The organism is Chryseobacillus diguaensis, assembly GCF_049220665.1.
In the GTDB taxonomy this organism is placed as follows: domain Bacteria; phylum Bacillota; class Bacilli; order Bacillales; family Bacillaceae; genus Metabacillus_B.
Genome location: NZ_JBMKNV010000007.1, coordinates 178593 through 195755, shown reverse-complemented (window position 1 = coordinate 195755; position 17163 = coordinate 178593). Strand labels below are relative to the sequence as shown.

The window sequence follows — 17163 nt, the reverse complement described above, 5'->3', positions numbered from 1 at the left end:
AAAAAGAGAGAAACAACAGTTCCTGGATGGAAGGGAATCACCATTATCTGGGGGTAAATTCATGGATACAAGCACACACATCGCTTTTGGGATAGGATTTGCAGGACTCGCCCATTTGGATCCGGCTGTTGCATCTAATCCAGCATTATCAGGAGCTATCTTAGCTGGCACAGTGCTCGGCTCGAATGCTCCTGACTTTGATTATGCTGTAAAGATTTTTAAAGGGAAAGCCATGTATATTGAACACCATCGGGGGATTTCCCATTCTATTCCAGCCCTTTTTATCTGGGCTCTCCTGCTTACTTTTGTGATTCAGCTTTTTTTCGTGCCGCTGCCGCTTCTTCATCTATTCGGATGGACATTGTTTGCAGTAGCATTTCATGTATTAATTGACATTTTTAACGTATTTGGCACCCAGGGCGGCAGACCTTTAACAAAAAAATGGCTAGCTTTAAATGCAGTGCCTCTCTTTGATCCTTTTATTATGATCCTTCATTTTGCAGGCTTCATTTTGTGGGTAGCAGCAGGAAATCCCGGTCTTATTTTTTCCTTCATTTATCTTATACTTGTCGTTCATGTAGCTGAGAGGTTTATCCGTTCACTAAGAATGAAAAAAAGGATTGGAAAAGAATTTGCAAATCAGCATGTGAACGTAATCATGATTCCAACGATGAGGCGAAGTCATTGGAAAACGGTAGCTGAGACAGAGGACGCTTTCCATTCCGGTGAATTGGTAAAAGGAAGAGTTAATTGGATTCATACGATCAAAAAAGAAAAGTATGATGATCAGTTAATACAAATCGCCAGTACAGCCAAAAATGCCCGCCATTTTTTGAAGAGTACGGATACAGTTTATTGTACTGTTTCTGATCTTGGAGAAGAATATGAAATCAAATGGATTGATTACAGGTTTAGAACAGGCCGCCATTATCCTTTCATGGCCATTGTCATTATGAGCAAAGATAAAACAATTTTATCTTCATGTACTGGCTGGATCTATCAAAAAAAAGATGCAGAAGAAAGAATGGAATATCATCATTCTTATGCCCATGGCAAAAACCATCTAGCTTAAGAAAAGATGTCAGACAGCTTTGCTGTTTGGCATCTTTTTTTTGCAAATACAGCCTTTTTATTGTTCTTTTTTCAGCATAAACAGCCACATGAAAGACAGAGCCTGCTTTAATTCAATTGAGAGGTTTTCGAGCATGATTCCCCCTACTCCTCTTTTGTATACGCCTTCTTGTCCTGCAACAGTAAAACCAGTATGTAAGGCCAGTTTTTCAAATTCCCAGGGCATCATTGTGTGACATACGGCAGGCTTATTATATAATCTTTCAAAGCTCTTTTCCCTGGGGTGGGCAGTAGGCCCCAAAATTGCAATGCATAAATATCCATTTGGTTTTAGTACTCTTTTTAGTTCGAGAAGTGCCTTTAATGGATTGGATACCCACTCAATGCAATTGATGACAAGCATCGCTTGAGCAAAATGGTCTTCAAAAGGGAGCTCCAATATATCTCCCTGGATGAAAGAGAGCTGATTCTCTATTTCATGCTTTCTAGCCATCTTGATCATTTCAGCAGAAAAGTCGATTCCGGTAACTTTGTATCCCTTTTTATGCAGCTTATAAGAGCCGTATCCATCACCGCAGCCAATATCAAGAATCTGCCCTTCTTTAGGAACAAATTTCTCAAAAAAAGGAGCAATCCCTTTCCTGCTGCCCTTATCCCACATATCTCGGCTGTTTTCGCTCCAATAGGCTGCTCTCTGATTCCATTCTTTTTCTGCCTCTTCAGCCCATTTATGTTCTTTTTCCACTTTACTCCCCCCCTTTTTCAGTAATATGATATCCGTAAAAACCTTAGCAAAATCGACTTATAAATCAAATCACCTTTTATCCTATCCATGACCAATTTATCATAAAATGAAAGGCCTTACAATTATATATTTTGTTTAATCAGAAATTTCCGTATTACCTTGCTTCATCAACTTGACGATCAATTATTTATTGTTGTATATTGAAAGCATCATTTAAGTGAATAATATAATTATTCTCTTTAGATGATTAAAAACTTTTTATAGCACCGCTTGTGCTACATGAAACAGGAGGATTATGTACTATGCAAAACGGTAAAGTAAAATGGTTTAATAATGAAAAAGGCTTTGGCTTCATCGAAGTTGAAGGCGGAGATGACGTATTCGTACATTTCACAGCTATTCAAGGCGATGGCTTTAAAAGTCTAGAAGAAGGCCAGGAAGTTTCCTTTGAAATCGTTGAAGGCAACCGCGGTCCTCAAGCTGCGAATGTTGTGAAATTATAATCCATTAAATTTATACTTTCACATATCCAAAAGGAGGCTGACATACGATCAGCCTCCTTTTTCGTTTTTAAGGATCTTTTCTTAAGGATGTTTTCGCAGAAATTGTTGCTTCCCGTACATGCTCTTATCACGTATTCAGATTAGCTTCGGGGCATCTTTTCTTAAAATTCGCATTTGTATTCTTGCTCTATATTCACTAAAATGCATGAAAAAACAACAAAGTTTATGAAAAGAGCCTTCAGAAAACAACCTTTTTAAAGAACACTGAAAGATTAAATTAAATAAGCTTTACTCTGGATGAGATATATTTTCGACAAACTTTATTTTCCAGTGACCATTAAGTATTCAAGCGCCTTAATATTTTGCTTAATTTTATTCTCAATTCTTTTTACCTCAAGATGATTGAACACGTTTGAATTATCAGCTATGTATACAAGCTTATCAATATCATGATATATTTCTGTAAATGCATCCCGGATGCTCTCTTCTAAGTGTTTATTCTTCATCCTGCACGTTCCCCTTTCTCTTTATGTTTCCCAATATTAGGACATAAAGTTTCACCAATCTCCTCTTTTTTTACATTATTTAAATCTTTATACCCAAATACCACTAATACAAAAATAACATTTTTTTCCGTTTTTTTCATCTTATAATTTGCAAATGTATAATTTCTTTTTATTTTCCAATTCTAAGGAGGGAGGTGTGTTAGAAAATGAACGATCAGAATAAAGCAGAAATTCATACTGGTTACAACGATCTAAAGCAGTTAGAGGTATCCGTGGAAGCGGCCCAAAAAATGACAGGCTCAGCTACAATGAGTCTTGATCCGGAATTATTGAATCATGCTCAGGAAGCTATTAACGATGCTAAAAATCATTTTGAAGGAGCTGGAATCAGTGGTATAGATCAGGATTTTCTTGCTAAGCAGCAGCTATTGCTTGAACAATGCCAGCATCAGCTAAATGAGGCAAAAAAATAATCCGCTGAGTATTTCAGCGGATTTTTTTTGCCTTTTCTTGAAACCGTTATAAGGAAGTCAGTTAAAAGGAACTATTCCAGCGAAAAACAGGTTAGAAAAACGATGGTGCTCTTCTGCCTTATTTTTCTTATGATAACTTTTTTCCCATTTGTTTCAATTTTTGTCCTACGGTACATTGATTTATACAAAAGTTATGGGCATATGCTTTGCCATTTTCTTTTCGAAAATGCTGTTTTAATAAACAATCTACGCAATAAGTATCAAGTATTGTTCCAATTTCATCCAAAACTTGTTTTCTTTCCATTATGTCAACTCCATTATCCTTTCAATTTCAATTGGCTTTTAACCGGAATATGGTTCATAGCCTGGCTGGCAAGCTGGTCTGCCTCTTCATTATCTTTCCTTGATAAAGGAAAAAAGGAAGCCTGAATATGTAAATCAGCCAGTTTGTTCTCAATCCTGTCCAGCCACTTAACAAATGATTCCTCATAGCAAGGCCACTCCCCTGCAAGCTGTTTTAAAACAACTTGGGAATCACCTCTGAATTCAACCTGCTGCCCCTTCACTCCAAGTTTTTCAAGCTCCTGCAAGAGGAACCAGAAGGCTGCATATTCAGCCTCATTATTGGAAGTCATTTCATCAAGTTCCTGGTTTGCTCTGATACGGTATTTCTGATTATTTTGGGTATAATAAATTGCCGCACCTGCTCCGGCTCTTAACGTTTCAAGGTCAAAACTGCCGTCAAAAAAAGCCGTCACATCATGGGGCTCTTCAGCAATTTCCTCAGTTAATCGAATAAATTCTTTTTTTGTCCAGGACAGCTCCTGCTCATCTACGAACACAATGTCTTTTGTTCTGCCTGTCTTTTCGAGATCAGCAGCAAGCAATATGGCTTGGTCTGCGTGGAGATATTCGGATGTAAATACAGTCCTGATTCCTTTAGAACTCTGATATGACCAGACAAGCATAACTTTCATTGTTTTCACTCCCGGTAAGTAGTCACTCTATATCAAGTAATGATATGATCAGATAGGTGAGAATAAAACTTCCTCTTCCTCATCGGTTCAGGGAAGCTGCATTCCTAAATTTTATCATTTTTCTGCTTTTTTAGAAACAAATACGAGTCTTCCCTTAGTTTACTTCATACAACATAATTAGAATTCCTATTTTATTTTGCCATTTGCTTAGAATTTTATTTCTTTTATAGAGATGCTCTGTTAAACTTGGCTGTTGATTGCAGCAAGCAGGCACTCAAGCTTTACCGGGCTTACCTTAGAGCCTCCTCGCTTTGCTCCTGCGGGGTCTCCCTTGACACGCTTTTCTAAGCAGGAGTCTCAGCAACCGCTCCAATCAACAAGGTGTAAAAATCAACTTTAAGCTAAGCTTTAACTGAGCCTATAGAGAAAATAAGAAAGACTTTATGAGAATGGCTGTTTTCGCAAAGTGAAATCAACTATATTGATGAAAAACACCAAAATTAGGATAATGAAATACAGGCAGAAAGGTTTGAAGATTGATGATAGAAGTATATATTGATGGTGCCAGTGCAGGCGATCCGGGACCATCAGGTGCAGGAATTTTTATAAGAGGCCATGGTCAAGGTGAGCACTACTCCTTTCCCCTCGGTCACATGTCTAACCATGAAGCAGAATATTGTGCCCTTCTAAAGGCACTTGAAATTTGTTTGTCAAAAAAGTATAAGACCGTTTCTTTCCGAACAGATTCACAGCTGATTGAAAGAGCTGTTGAGAAAAGATTCGCCAAAAATGATACATACAGTCCTTTTCTGGAAAAAGCATTAGAACATATAGATCAGTTTGATTTGTTTTTTATAAAATGGATTCCAAGTAAGCAGAATAATGTTGCAGATGAACTTGCAAAAAAGGGAATTCAATTAAACAGGAAGTGAACTTTGATAAATGAAGAAACGAGCTTTAATGGCAGATGCAGGTTTGCTGCTTGTAGCATTTATATGGGGAACAACATTCGTTATTGTACAAAAGGCAATTGATTTTGTTCCTCCTAATTTTTTTAATGGCTGCAGATTTTTATTGGCTTCACTCATACTCCTTATCTGGTGGTATGCTCAAATTAGTAAGAAATCTGGAATAATTTCTCTTAAAATAATTGGTGCAGGAGCCTTGCTTGGATTGTTTCTTTTTCTTGGCTATTCATTACAAACAGTTGGATTGTTATATACCACTACATCCAAGGCAGGCTTCATAACTGGGCTCAGTGTGATGATCGTACCTTTGTTTTCAGTTATGTTATTAAAAATCAAGTTAAAATGGAAAGCTGCAGCTGGTGCCATTATGGGTACGATCGGTTTATATCTACTTACAAATGGCGGTGTTGGAAGTTTTAATCACGGAGACCTGCTCATCCTATTTTGTGCGATTGCATTTGCATTGCACATTATAATTACAGGTATGTTCACAGAGAAATTTGATGCACTTTCGCTGACCATTGTTCAGCTTTTAACGGTTTCCTTTTTAAGCTTTACAGCCTCCTTGTTTTTTGAGAAATCGCCTGTAATAAAACAGCCGATTTTTGCGTTTTTCTCTTTTGAAGTCATAAGTGCGCTTATCATCACTTCATTATTTGCAACAGCCTTTGCTTTTTGGGCGCAAACGGCTTTTCAGAAATATACGTCTGCAGCAAGAGTTGCTCTCATATTTGCAATGGAGCCGGTTTTTGCAGCTCTAGCCGCTATTATTCTCATAGGTGAGAGACTTACATCAGAAGGATTAATCGGCTGCCTTTTGATCTTTTTGGCGATGATCATAGCGGAGCTTCCTGACAAAGCCTTTCACTTGCTGCAAAAAAAAGAAAGCACTAAAATGGCTGACAAATAACGATGAGAGAGCTTGTGACTCAATTTCAGGCTCTCTTTTCGTTCTATGATTTTTTTAAGGCTCTTTTCTTAAACATTGTTGCTTTTTCATCTATATTGGATAATCGCGGACCAATATAAAGCTCCGAATTTTAAGAAAGATGCCACGAAGTAAGTCTCAATGCGTGTTCTAAGATAGTACGAAAAGCAAACTCTATTCAAAAACAGCCTTTTTTAAAAATGTACTGTTTTAAAAAACTTCAGAATAAAATGCGGTATTTGAAAACGGACTTTAAATTAGCTGAAGCGTTTTAGCTGTTTGCATGGCTTCTTTCCGGTTTTGCACATTTTCCTTTACCAGCCGTTCCAGCAAAGAAATATAAAAGGATCCGTCGAATGCTTTTTGCGCCTTTAAGGTTATTTCAATTGCTGAAATAGCAAGCTCATCATCTGCACCGGAAAATTGTTTCCCAAATTCGATAAAACCTTCAGCTTCTTCTCCAAGCCTGAACCCCTTTAAAGATAATTGCGATAAATAATCTGAAATGGTTTGATTCACGAATTCATCCCGTCCCTATACCCATATTAAACAATATCCAAACTTGATTTTAATTGTTCTTTCGACAAATTTCCAGAAAATTTTCGGTTTTGACCGATAAAAAAGAGAGGCTTAAATCGCCTCTCCTATAGATGCCTTTTTCAGCAATCCTTCCATTCCCCTAATTTCAATGCTTTTTATCCATGCCAGAGCTTTGATTGGATCAATTTCAAGAAACGCTTCTTCTAGTAGGCATTCGAGCGGCACTTCGCAATGAATTTCAGCCAATTCACGGGAAAGCTTCAGCATTTCCAGGTCAGTCTCAATTTTAATTCTTTGAGAAGGTTTCAGCTTGTCCAGATTTTCTAGAATTCCCGCTACTGAATGGAACTCGGTAATGAGTTTATAGGCTGTTTTTTCGCCAATACCTTTTACACCAGGGTAATTATCGCTTGAATCCCCCATTAGCCCTTTTACATCAATTAAAGCTAGCGGAGAAATTCCTTTTTCCTCGTGAAAAGATTCTTCTGTATAAATTTTATATTGACCGATTCCTTTTTGCAGAAGGGCTACATCCACATTTTTGTGCAGAAGCTGCAGGAGATCTCTGTCTCCTGAAAGAATGGTAATATCAATTTCTTCCTGGAATTTTTTGGATATCGTACCAATGCAGTCATCTGCTTCATACCCTTCAAGTCCAATATTCGGAATATTCAAGGAAGCCGCTGATTCCTTGGCAAGATCGAATTGAGGCATCAATTCAACAGGCGCTTCATTGCGATTTGCTTTATAATCACTGAATACTTCTGATCGAAATGTTTTGCTGCCCATATCCCAGCAGCAAATAACATGGCTTGGTTTAAAAAAATCGATGGCTGTCAATGTATGTTTAAGAAAGCCATTTATGGCATTAGTAGGCAATCCTTTACTATTCATCATAAAGTTCCCATGAACAGAGGTTGCAAAAAAGGCTCTGAATAAAAGCGCCATTCCATCTATTAAAAGAAGATGCTGATCCTTTTTCATCACTTTCTCTCCTTTTTAAACATATCTCCTATCATACCATATTTATTGAATCTTTGCTTCCATATAGCAAAAGCATCGCTCAGGGAACGAAAAAGCCCCTTTTGCCAAAAAGGCAAAAGAGGCTGGAGATTGTTCCGTTATTTATCGGCTTTTTCTTCTTTTTTGCTGCTCGCAAGCTTTGCGGCCTCTGCTTGTGAGTAGGATGCAAACTCTGTATTGTAGCCATTTTTCTGTTTTTGGTTATTATTTCTCTGAGCATTTGCATTTCCTGGCTTCGTTTTTCCCATTGCTGTTCCTCCTCTAAACGATATTGGGGTACCCCCATAGTTTAGCCTGTACAAGGAACAAACATGATTGGCTATTATTTGAAGGCTCTTCTGTTTGCATATTCCTTAACCATTTCATCCGTTACATGCTTGCGTAAGGGCACAATCCCCTTTTTTGCCAGTTGATTGATTTCTTCTGTCACTTGGTTGATCCGGTTTACAGTAAAAGGCTTGCCTTCCTGACAAAGCCCCAGTGCTTCCTCAATGTATTGTTCTCTTTTTGCATCAAGAGCTGCAAACGTTTGGATGATGCGGTTCTGTTTTTTTGAATGCTCGCTAATTGCCTTATGTACTTCAGCCACTAATTTATTCCCCGTTTCTTCATCAGTTTTATGACATTCTCTTTAGGTGTAAAGCAGTCGAAAGAATACTCAGGCCGTGTTTCAAAACCAAGCCGGCTGCACATGTATTTCATACCTCCAGCCGGATTCTTATACGCCCGAAAATGGATGCAGGCGGCACAGCATTTAAAAGGTGATTCCTTGTTCATACTATAAGCTTCCTTGTTAAATGCTCTAATTTTCCTTCAGCCTCAATCATTTTGCTGAGCTCTGTGCCACTAGTGTAAATTGAATAAACAGCTTCAAAAAACTCATGAATTTCTTTTTCAATTGTCTGTGTTTGAAGAAGAAATTCAGCTTCAAACAGCTTAGCATAATACTCAGTAAAATGCTGCCCCTCTGAATCAAGACCAACCGCTAAATAGCCATCCAGCTTTTTCAAAAGCGCTTCGCTCATTATCGCTTTTTCATTTTTTTCAAAAAAGGATCTGGCATTTTTAAATAAATTCAATTCTTTTTGAAAAGCATCTGGCTGAACTCCTTCTAGAACTGGATGAATTGGCGGTGTTGCCATATCACTGAGATTTATTGACGAAAAAGCAAAAGAAGGATGAATTTCATACAGCGCTTCAATTAATGCGTTTCGTTCGTTTTCCATGACGGTGTTTGCCTTTTTTTCAATTCTTAAGCTTACTGCCTGAAGCTCTTGAATCAATCGGAATTCAAGTGATCGAATGAGTTCTTCTAAACAGGCAATCAGAATAGCACGGGAATTGCCTTTATTGTAAAAAGCCCCTGGATGGAAAGCTTCCTTGAAAAAATCAGAAAACTGAAATTCCACCCGCTGCTTCACGAAATAAAGCTGTTCCGTAATTTCCTGCTGAACGTTTTGGAAAGCTTGTTGAGGCACTCTGTTTTTAATCTCAATGATTGCTTTCTCTTCTGATATCTTTAATTTGGACAATTGCTCTGCTTTACTTTCTTCGTCTTGATTCATTTCATTTATAAAATTTGTCAGCTGTTTTTGAATGCTTTTCATTTCTTCAATTGAAGACCGAATGGTTGTCTGAAGCAGATCATGATCTATAAAGCGGTCTAAATCCTGTTTCAGTTTTCCAAAATCCATCGGAACAGGAGGAGCTGTACCTGTCATTTCACTTAATGAAGACACACCATACAGTCTTGGAAAACGGATTTGATGCTCAAGCAGCTGGCCTTCAATATATTTTTTAACAAGGGTTAATTCTTCTTCATTTTTAGCAAGATCAGCAGCATTTACAATGAAAAACATTTTGTCGAGAGAGAAAGCATCTTTAACCCTTCCGAGCTGCTTTAAAAACTCACGGTCCCCTTTTGAAAACGGATGATTATAATACGTAACAAAAAGAATAGCATCTGCCTCTTTTATAAATTTAAAGGCGACTTCTGTGTGTCTTTTATGAAGGGAATCTGCCCCAGGCGTATCAACAAGAGTGATGCCTTTTCTAGTGAGCGGGCAGTCATAATAAATCAGCACTTCTTCAACAAGACAAGCCTCTTCTTCAACAGCAACATAGGTTTTAAAATGTTCTGTATCCGATATTATAGTTTTTCCAATTGATTCAAGTTTAATTGGATTTCTCAGTACTCTTGTGTAAAGTGCAAGCTGGACTCTGATATGCTCTTCAAGCTGAGATTTGGCAAGCAGTGCTTCTGCTTTTATAAGGGCTTCTTCTAATGTGCTTCCTGAAGTATTCAAAGGAGCCATAATGCTATTTAAATCAGCCAGTAAACCTGTCTTGTTCTTCATAATAACTTCCACAAATCCGTGACTCTTTTCTTCTGTTACAGGCTTAATTTTATTAATGGCAGCTGTTGTTGGAGTCGGAGAAGAAGGAAGAAGTCTTTCCCCAAGCAGGGCATTGGCAAATGATGATTTTCCTGCACTGAATGCTCCAAATAATGCAATCGTGAATTCCCTGTTTTTTAGTCTGTTCGCTTTCTCATTAGCAGAATCAATAAAATGCCTGAACCCTTTTATTTCAGAAAGGGCCTCAGCTGTTTCAAAAAGAATCGCTGACACAGCCTCAGGACCTATTTCCTTTAGTTCAGCATCCTTTGCCGGGATGACTTCAGTAACGATTTCTTTTTCTCCCTTGACTGACTCTTTATTATCCAGTATTGAAGGATCATCTATTTTCTTTTTTTCAAGCAGACCTGACTTTAGAAGCCACTCATCAAACCCAGCTTCTGATTTTATTTCTTTATTGAGCAGTTCTTTTAAATCATCACTTTGATGCTTTACCCAGGAAATGGATGTCATTTTTCGTTCTGTTTGTTCGATTGTGCTATTTAATTCAGAAACCGATTGCTTCAATCCTTTCATTTTGGCTTCTCTTTTTTTTCTTTCATCTTCAGCAAGATCTTCTGCCATATTCAAAGCTTTATTTTGGGCATTTCGTTTAATCAGCTCTCCAAGCTCCCTTGAATAATTCATCACATATTCAGCATTGTAGGGTGCTCCTGATTTTATCGTTTCCGAGATGGCCTGCTCTGCGCTTGGACTGCTATACCCTTGTATTTCCTCAATCTTTCCTGGATGAACACTATGAAGAAGTTCTGCTGTCTTTTTAAACAAATCAATGAAATGCCAGTCTATTTGAGAGGTTATTCTTTCTGTCAATGATACAAGAAAGTCCGAATGTCTTTTTTGCCGTTCAGATGCTGTTTTTGCCTTAGAAAAAAGGAGTCCTGTTTTAAATCCATGCTGTACAGATTCCAGATAAGCTGAAGCTTTCTCCCTTATTTCAAAAGGCATAATATTGGCATTTTTCACAACGTCTCTAATTGAATCTCTTGCTGACTGGATCACGGCCTCCAGTTCATTTGACGTGTGATCATATTCTTTCATAAGGCTATTTCTTTTTTCAGCAAGGTTTTGAAGTACTGCTTTCATTTCTTCTTCTTCAGTTAACCAAACATCCTTTTCCTGCTCCAGACGGGAAATATGTTCTTCAATTAATGGAGCAAGCTGTTTTTTGAGTTTTTCCTGAGCTGGTACTCCATCATCTTCCATAGCTTTTTGAACCAAATATTTGACCTTAGGCAGTTGATTATAAATCATGGTTTCATTTAAAAGAGAAGTATAGTAGATCCTGTTTTCAGGAAGGCTTATTTCTGAAAAGGAAGCATTGATCCTTTTTTTAAATTCATCAAATGGAAGTTCTTCCTCTTTATGTTTATCAATCTGATTAACTAAAAGGTACACATCCATTTGCCTGTCAATTAATTTTTTAATAAAGGAAAGCGTAATTTCAGACTGTACATGATTGTAGTCCGTTACGTAAAAAATTAAATCAGCCGTATGTAAAGCCGATTCTGTTGATTCGAAATGAGCTTCATCAGTTGAATCAATACCTGGTGTGTCCATAACAATCACATGTTCAGGAAGCTGATACTGATCATCCCAAATATACACTTTTTCGATTGCTTCCCCCTGCCGGCAATAGTGCTGAACTTTATCCGATGAGTAATCGGTATCTTTGATTTCAAATATACTGCCATCCCGTAATGTGAGTTCTACTCGTTTCTTCCCTTTTTGCAAAAGGACGAGATTCGCACTTGTTGGAATAGGACTTGTCGGGAGTATGTTTTCACCCATTAGGACGTTAATCATGGAAGATTTCCCTGCCGAAAAGTGCCCTGTAAAGGCAATCTGCTTTTCTTCCTTGTATGTCTTTCTGATTAAGTCCCCTACTTTTACTGCAGTTTCATGATCATATTGATCGATGGCTTCATAAACAGCCATAAGTTTAGCTGAAATGGATTCCTTATTATTTATTGCTTGCATGCTGTATCCCCTTTGTTCTCTGCCTTACCTGTTATTTTACTCAAAATCTCCGCATTTTCCTATACTAAGAATATTTTCAAGAATAATTTTGTCCGTATCCATAAAAAACAAAAAACCGCCTCAAAAAATTGGGCGATTGATCTGTCAGCGTTTTAATTTGATGTTAAGCCGTTTTATTGGAATCCACTCTCTTTAGAATATAACCTGCAAGGATCCCATAAGTAATAACCGTTCCTGAAATCAGTAAAATACTCATCTGAAAACACCTTTCTGTGTGAGAGTGATTATCATTCCTAATATCCTCATCTTATCATCAATGATAATCATTTTCAATGATCATTCTGTCTTTTAGGCAGAAAACGTTCTGTAATAGCGTATTTTTCTTTATCCATGCTATTTTCTAATAAAGCTGCTTCTTCTTCAGGAATTCGGATGCCCATTAAGCAGGCATTTAGAATGGAGAATAAAATGGCAGTGAAGTAAGCCTGAAATAAAAGGGGCAATAACACGAATTCCATAGCAACAACAAGGTAATTCGGATGCCTGATGTATTTGTAAGGCCCCTTTGTAACAACTTTAAGATTTGGCAGCATTAAAATTTTTGTGTTCCAGCAGGTACCAAGTGAAGCAAGTGCCCAGTACCTCAACAGCTGAGCCATTAATATAAAGGGCAGGATCAAATACCAAACAGGTGAGAGATCCCTTTCTAAAAACAGGACTTCAGCTAAAAAAGAAAAGAAAAACAGGACATGCATACCAACAATGAATGGATAATGAACCTTTCCATACTCCTTTGCTCCCTGTTTCTTCATAATCTTTTCGTTATTTTTTGCTACTGCTGCTTCTGAGACTCTTTGCACGATCAATAGGGTGATGAAGATCCAAAATATCATGCAGGCTCCTCCCATTCTACAAGAAGCATTTCAGAACAGAATCCAGGTCCAAGAGCCCCAATCAGCCCTTTTTCTCCGCACTTCTGAGATTGCTTGTGCAGAAATTCCCTAATCACATAAAGGACAGTTACGGATGACATATTACCGTGATTGATCAGCACTTCCTTAGACGGCAACAGTGCTTTGGCTCCTAGTCCAAGGCTTTCTTCATAAGCATCAAGGATTTTTTTGCCGCCTGGGTGAGCCATAAAATGCGTAATCTCATTTAAAGATACATTATGCTCATTTAAAAATAACATTACATTTGGCTTCAGCCAGTCACTAATGATGCCAGGAATATCACGCGAAAAGATCACGTACAGCCCATTATCACGAATATCCCAGCCCATTACATCTTCCGATTGCTTCATAAATGAAGAGCGTGATGCTTCAATTTTAGGCAATGCTTTTAAACGCGTGGGAATAGATACTAAAGCCTCTTCTCCAGCAATGAGAGCACATGCTATTCCATCAGCAAATAACGAAGTGCCGATTAAATTGCTTTTTGAAACATCATCTTTTTGAAATGTGAGGCTGCAGAGTTCTACAGCAAGTACCAGCACTTTTGCCGTTTTGTATGCGCTGCAGTATTCAAATGCTCTGGAAAGACCTGCTGCGCCGCCTGCGCATCCAAGTCCCCAAATCGGTATTCGCTTTGTACTCTCTTTAAATGGAAGAATATTCATAATGCGCGCATCAATACTTGGAGTTGCTATTCCTGTACTCGAAATAAAAAAAATGGCATCAATAACTTCCACAGGCACTGCCTCGCTCAGAAACTCTTCATCAGAGAGACAATTTACCACGGCTTCGGCACCTTGTCTCACAGCATGGTAAATAAATTGTTCGTTTTTTTCTTGAAAAGTATGTGTTTCTTTATACCAGTCAAGTGACTCTGCAAATTGCCGTTTTTTTATTCCGCCATTTTTAAAAGATTTTAAAAGTCTGTTAATATCTTTAAATGAATCCTGAAACATTTCCTTCGCAAACTCCACCGTTTTTTCCTGATCCATTTCATTTTTAGGCAAGGATGTTCCTACTGACACAATATAAGCCATTTTCCTCACACCTTTTCCTAAGGACAATTTAAGGATACTATTTCCATTGAAAGAAGATTTATTCAATCTTAATGATTCGCTTTATAAGATTGCTCGCCCCTAATAATAGTGTCCCATTTGAATTAACTCAGTTAAAAAAATAACCCATATGAATTTCGTCCTCATATTGGCCGTTCAAAAGCGCTTGCTCTTTTTGAATGCCTTCTACTGTAAAACCTTTTTTTTCATAAAGCTTTATGGCAATTTCATTTGATGAAAAGACAGTCAGGCACAGTTTATGAAGCTTATGAAGCCTGCACCAGTCAAGTGTGTAAGATAAAATTTCTTTTCCTAACCCTTGTCCTTGTGCAGTACTTGACAGCCACGTTCTAAAAAGGCCTGTATGCTTCTTCATTTCCAGTTCTCCCCTCAGCACTCTTGCGATCCCAACAGCCTTTCCTTCTAATTCAACTGCCATATACATATTATCCTTTTCTTTCATTTCTCTGATGAAATGAATTTCCTCATCTAAAGTCTTCGGACGTTCCTTTTGTATGTACACACCAGATTCAATAACGCTTTTTACTGCAGCAAGTATGTCTTTAGCGTCTGATTCTTTAACAGGACGAAGAGTCGCAGAACGTCCATCTTTGGTCTTACAAATTTTTGTTGGCTGTTCCATAAGATATATAATCATCTCCTTATGGTTAGTATGTCAATTTAAAGGCAGAACATGACGAAGACAAGGAGCTTCATGCAGTGAAAATTTTACAAAAACTCATTAAAAAATAGAGAGCATATGTGTTATGATACAAATGAAAAATAGTCTGGAGGAACCATTTTATGAAGTCTGCTTATACCCTTGAAATTTTAATAAACAGTACTTTAGAATCAATAAAACACATTATTCCCTATTCATTCTCAGCAAAGCCCCTTCTTTCCAGTCCATCTTTGATCGCTCAACAAGTCCATATAGATATTTTAGGCGATTTTAAAGGGACACTGATTATTAATGAAAATGGAGAGGTATTCAGCAAGCTCGGTGAAAGCATGTTCGGTATGCTTCTTGAAGGTGAAATGCTGCAGTCTTTCATGGGGGAGTTTGGAAACATGGTAGCTGGACAGCTTGCCACAATCGTTTCGCAAAAAGGGTTAAACATGGATATCACGCCTCCATTGGTAGCTCAAATGGATGGATACCCCAATAAAACGCATTATTGCACAGTACCTGTCGAACTGGAAAACGGTGGAGAACTTCATTTTTCTTTTTTTCTTAATGAATTGGCTGAAGCCAACTGATTTGATCAGGTATCCATTTTACATCTATTAAAATCCATAAAAAAAAGCCTCAAAATGAGGCTCTAGGATAATCAGGAAATCTGTTCTTTATATGATGCTTGCTGCATCTTCAGCATTTTATTATTTGAACATAAAGACAGTGATTCAGCACTGTCTTCCTAGTTTTATAGATTGTATAATTTTCGATATTTTCCGTCAAGTTCATTAATCAAGTACCCTGCATTCAGTTCTTCTCCTGTCACATCCTGAAGAATTTCAAGTGGTTTTTTCATTTTTCCATATTGATGGATATTTTTAGTCAGCCAGCTGATGATCACATCAAATTTTCCTTCTTCGATCATTTGATCAAAGTCAGGAATCTCTTTCAGCATGGCTTGTTTAAATTGGGCAGCATACATGTAGCCAAGTGCGTATGAAGGGAAATAGCCAAAACTTCCCCCAGCCCAGTGAACATCCTGAAGAATGCCTTTTGCATCATCCGGAGGCGTAATCCCCAAATACTCTTCATATTTCTTATTCCATAGATTAGGCAATTCTTCTACTGTTACCTCATCATTGAACAGTGCTTTTTCAATCTCATATCGGATCATTATGTGAAGCGGATAGGTTAATTCATCAGCTTCAATGCGAATCAGGGATGGCTTTGACTCATTGATGGCAAAATAAAATTCCTCTAGAGAAACATGATCGAATTGGCCATCTGAATAAGATTTAAATGGTTCATAGTAACGTTTCCAGAAGCTTGAGCTGCGTGCAACAAAGTTTTCGAAAAACAGGGATTGTGATTCATGAATACCATACGAAGTTCCGTCACACAAAAGAGTCCCTTCTAATTCACTGGATATGTTTTGCTCATACAATGCATGCCCGCATTCATGAATGGTGCCGAAGATGGCCATGCGAAAATCCTTCTCATCATATCTGGTTGTAATCCGGACATCATTCCGATTAATGGCGATCGCAAAAGGATGAACGGTTTCGTTGAGACGTCCTGCAGCAAAGTCATATCCGATTTCTTTTAGAAAGAACGTGTTCAGCTCCTGCTGATTTTTGACAGGAAACGTTTCATATAAAAAATCGGTTTTAGGCATTTTGCCTGAGTCTGTGATTTCCTTCACGAGAGGAACAATATATTCTTTCAGCTGTCCGAACACTCTGTCCAGGATGTCTACCGTCATGCCTGGTTCATAATCGTTAAGCAGGGTATTATATTTATTGTCTTCATAGCCCCAGTACTCTACGAATTCCTTTGTAAAAGCAACAAGCTGCTTTAAATAGGGGCTAAATAGGCTGAAATCCGACTTTTCTCTCGCTTCTTCCCATACAGTTTCCGCTTTCGTTTGTAACATAACAAATTCTTTGTACTCATTTTCAGGAATCTTTTTGTATTTATCGTATTCTCTTCTTGCTTCCTGAACAGCTTTTATCGTTTTCTCACTTTTACCCTCTTCCTTCTCCAGTTCAATCAGCAATTCATTCATTAAAGAAGACGTTTTCATTTTAAATACTTCAGTTGAGAGGGTTCCGATCGCTTTCGAACGCTGATCAACTCCTTTTTTCGGAGCTCCGGTCCTCAAGTCCCAGTACATAACGTTTATCGCTTCATTATAACTGCTAATTTCCTGCAAAAGAACATAAAATTGTTCTTCAGCTGACGTTTTAATCATCTTTCATTCCCCCGTTTTAAATATTATGTAAAAATTTTCTTAATCTTTAGATTAAGTGATAGTGATTCAACCTGTCAACAACAATTAAAAACCTGCC

General features: G+C 37.8%; 21 protein-coding genes. 6 read left to right on the top strand and 15 right to left on the bottom strand.

All coding sequences use genetic code 11. The annotated features are described in order from the left end of the window. The first annotated feature begins 61 nt into the window (after nt 1-61). Complete coding sequence (locus ACOT8F_RS13240) at nt 62-1072, top strand: metal-dependent hydrolase (protein ID WP_421652393.1); 1011 nt, start codon at nt 62-64, stop codon at nt 1070-1072. A gap of 57 nt (nt 1073-1129) precedes the next feature. Here ACOT8F_RS13240 and ACOT8F_RS13235 read toward each other — a convergent pair whose 3' ends face one another. Further along, nucleotides 1130-1816 carry a class I SAM-dependent methyltransferase gene (locus ACOT8F_RS13235; protein WP_421652392.1) on the bottom strand — a complete coding sequence of 229 codons (687 nt, stop codon included), beginning with the start codon at nt 1814-1816 and terminating at the stop codon, nt 1130-1132. Between the two features lie 302 nt (nt 1817-2118). Here ACOT8F_RS13235 and cspD point away from each other — a divergent pair, with 302 nt between their 5' ends. After that, nucleotides 2119-2319, top strand: a complete 201-nt coding sequence (gene cspD, locus ACOT8F_RS13230; RefSeq protein ID WP_009791749.1) for a cold-shock protein CspD — start codon at nt 2119-2121, stop codon at nt 2317-2319. A gap of 320 nt (nt 2320-2639) precedes the next feature. On the opposite strand, the gene ACOT8F_RS13225 is transcribed toward cspD, so the two are convergent. Next, a complete protein-coding gene (locus ACOT8F_RS13225) occupies nt 2640-2825 on the bottom strand; it encodes a hypothetical protein (protein ID WP_421652391.1) in 186 nt (61 codons plus the stop codon). After that, complete coding sequence (locus tag ACOT8F_RS13220) at nt 2822-2965, bottom strand: hypothetical protein (protein ID WP_421652390.1); 144 nt, start codon at nt 2963-2965, stop codon at nt 2822-2824. The genes ACOT8F_RS13225 and ACOT8F_RS13220 overlap by 4 nt, the downstream gene beginning before the upstream one ends. 66 nt (nt 2966-3031) lie before the next feature. Here ACOT8F_RS13220 and ACOT8F_RS13215 point away from each other — a divergent pair, with 66 nt between their 5' ends. Next, entirely contained in the window at nt 3032-3298 is a 267-nt protein-coding gene (locus ACOT8F_RS13215) for a DUF2564 family protein (protein ID WP_421652389.1), read from the top strand. Between the two features lie 127 nt (nt 3299-3425). On the opposite strand, the gene ACOT8F_RS13210 is transcribed toward ACOT8F_RS13215, so the two are convergent. Continuing rightward, nucleotides 3426-3602 carry a zinc-finger domain-containing protein gene (locus ACOT8F_RS13210; protein WP_421652388.1) on the bottom strand — a complete coding sequence of 59 codons (177 nt, stop codon included), beginning with the start codon at nt 3600-3602 and terminating at the stop codon, nt 3426-3428. Nucleotides 3603-3615: 13 nt separating this feature from the next. Then, nucleotides 3616-4275, bottom strand: a complete 660-nt coding sequence (locus ACOT8F_RS13205) for a reverse transcriptase-like protein (protein WP_421652387.1) — start codon at nt 4273-4275, stop codon at nt 3616-3618. A 539-nt stretch (nt 4276-4814) separates the two neighbouring features. Between ACOT8F_RS13205 and ACOT8F_RS13200 the strand changes: the two genes are divergently transcribed. Further along, nucleotides 4815-5207: a reverse transcriptase-like protein gene (locus tag ACOT8F_RS13200; RefSeq protein ID WP_421652386.1), complete on the top strand. Its 393-nt coding sequence runs from the start codon at nt 4815-4817 to the stop codon at nt 5205-5207. 10 nt (nt 5208-5217) lie between these two features. After that, a complete protein-coding gene (locus ACOT8F_RS13195; RefSeq protein ID WP_421652385.1) occupies nt 5218-6153 on the top strand; it encodes a DMT family transporter in 936 nt (311 codons plus the stop codon). 270 nt (nt 6154-6423) lie between these two features. On the opposite strand, the gene ACOT8F_RS13190 is transcribed toward ACOT8F_RS13195, so the two are convergent. The 9 genes from ACOT8F_RS13190 to ACOT8F_RS13150 form a co-directional block, all read right to left on the bottom strand. Beyond that, complete coding sequence (locus tag ACOT8F_RS13190) at nt 6424-6690, bottom strand: DUF6123 family protein (RefSeq protein ID WP_421652384.1); 267 nt, start codon at nt 6688-6690, stop codon at nt 6424-6426. Between the two features lie 111 nt (nt 6691-6801). Further along, the gene (locus tag ACOT8F_RS13185; RefSeq protein ID WP_421652383.1) at nt 6802-7695 is read right to left on the bottom strand and encodes a 5'-3' exonuclease; all 894 of its coding nucleotides are present in this window, start codon (nt 7693-7695) and stop codon (nt 6802-6804) included. 137 nt (nt 7696-7832) lie between these two features. Continuing rightward, nucleotides 7833-7982 (bottom strand): hypothetical protein, encoded by a 150-nt coding sequence (locus tag ACOT8F_RS13180; RefSeq protein ID WP_421652382.1) that lies wholly within the window; start codon nt 7980-7982, stop codon nt 7833-7835. 74 nt (nt 7983-8056) lie between these two features. Continuing rightward, complete coding sequence (locus ACOT8F_RS13175) at nt 8057-8323, bottom strand: YpbS family protein (protein WP_421652381.1); 267 nt, start codon at nt 8321-8323, stop codon at nt 8057-8059. After that, the gene (locus ACOT8F_RS13170; RefSeq protein ID WP_421652380.1) at nt 8323-8511 is read right to left on the bottom strand and encodes a hypothetical protein; all 189 of its coding nucleotides are present in this window, start codon (nt 8509-8511) and stop codon (nt 8323-8325) included. Before ACOT8F_RS13170 ends, ACOT8F_RS13175 begins: the two co-directional genes overlap by 1 nt. Next, complete coding sequence (locus tag ACOT8F_RS13165) at nt 8508-12131, bottom strand: dynamin family protein (RefSeq protein ID WP_421652379.1); 3624 nt, start codon at nt 12129-12131, stop codon at nt 8508-8510. Before ACOT8F_RS13165 ends, ACOT8F_RS13170 begins: the two co-directional genes overlap by 4 nt. A 329-nt stretch (nt 12132-12460) precedes the next feature. Next, entirely contained in the window at nt 12461-13021 is a 561-nt protein-coding gene (locus ACOT8F_RS13160) for an isoprenylcysteine carboxyl methyltransferase family protein (protein ID WP_421652423.1), read from the bottom strand. Further along, nucleotides 13021-14121 carry a type III polyketide synthase gene (locus ACOT8F_RS13155; RefSeq protein WP_421652378.1) on the bottom strand — a complete coding sequence of 367 codons (1101 nt, stop codon included), beginning with the start codon at nt 14119-14121 and terminating at the stop codon, nt 13021-13023. The genes ACOT8F_RS13160 and ACOT8F_RS13155 overlap by 1 nt, the downstream gene beginning before the upstream one ends. 127 nt (nt 14122-14248) lie before the next feature. After that, complete coding sequence (locus ACOT8F_RS13150) at nt 14249-14782, bottom strand: GNAT family N-acetyltransferase (RefSeq protein WP_421652377.1); 534 nt, start codon at nt 14780-14782, stop codon at nt 14249-14251. A 161-nt stretch (nt 14783-14943) separates the two neighbouring features. Here ACOT8F_RS13150 and ACOT8F_RS13145 point away from each other — a divergent pair, with 161 nt between their 5' ends. Further along, nucleotides 14944-15399, top strand: a complete 456-nt coding sequence (locus ACOT8F_RS13145; protein WP_421652376.1) for a chemotaxis protein CheX — start codon at nt 14944-14946, stop codon at nt 15397-15399. A gap of 164 nt (nt 15400-15563) precedes the next feature. Here the strand turns inward: ACOT8F_RS13145 and ACOT8F_RS13140 are convergent, their stop codons facing one another. After that, nucleotides 15564-17066, bottom strand: a complete 1503-nt coding sequence (locus ACOT8F_RS13140; RefSeq protein ID WP_421652375.1) for a carboxypeptidase M32 — start codon at nt 17064-17066, stop codon at nt 15564-15566. Between the last annotated feature and the right edge of the window lie 97 nt (nt 17067-17163).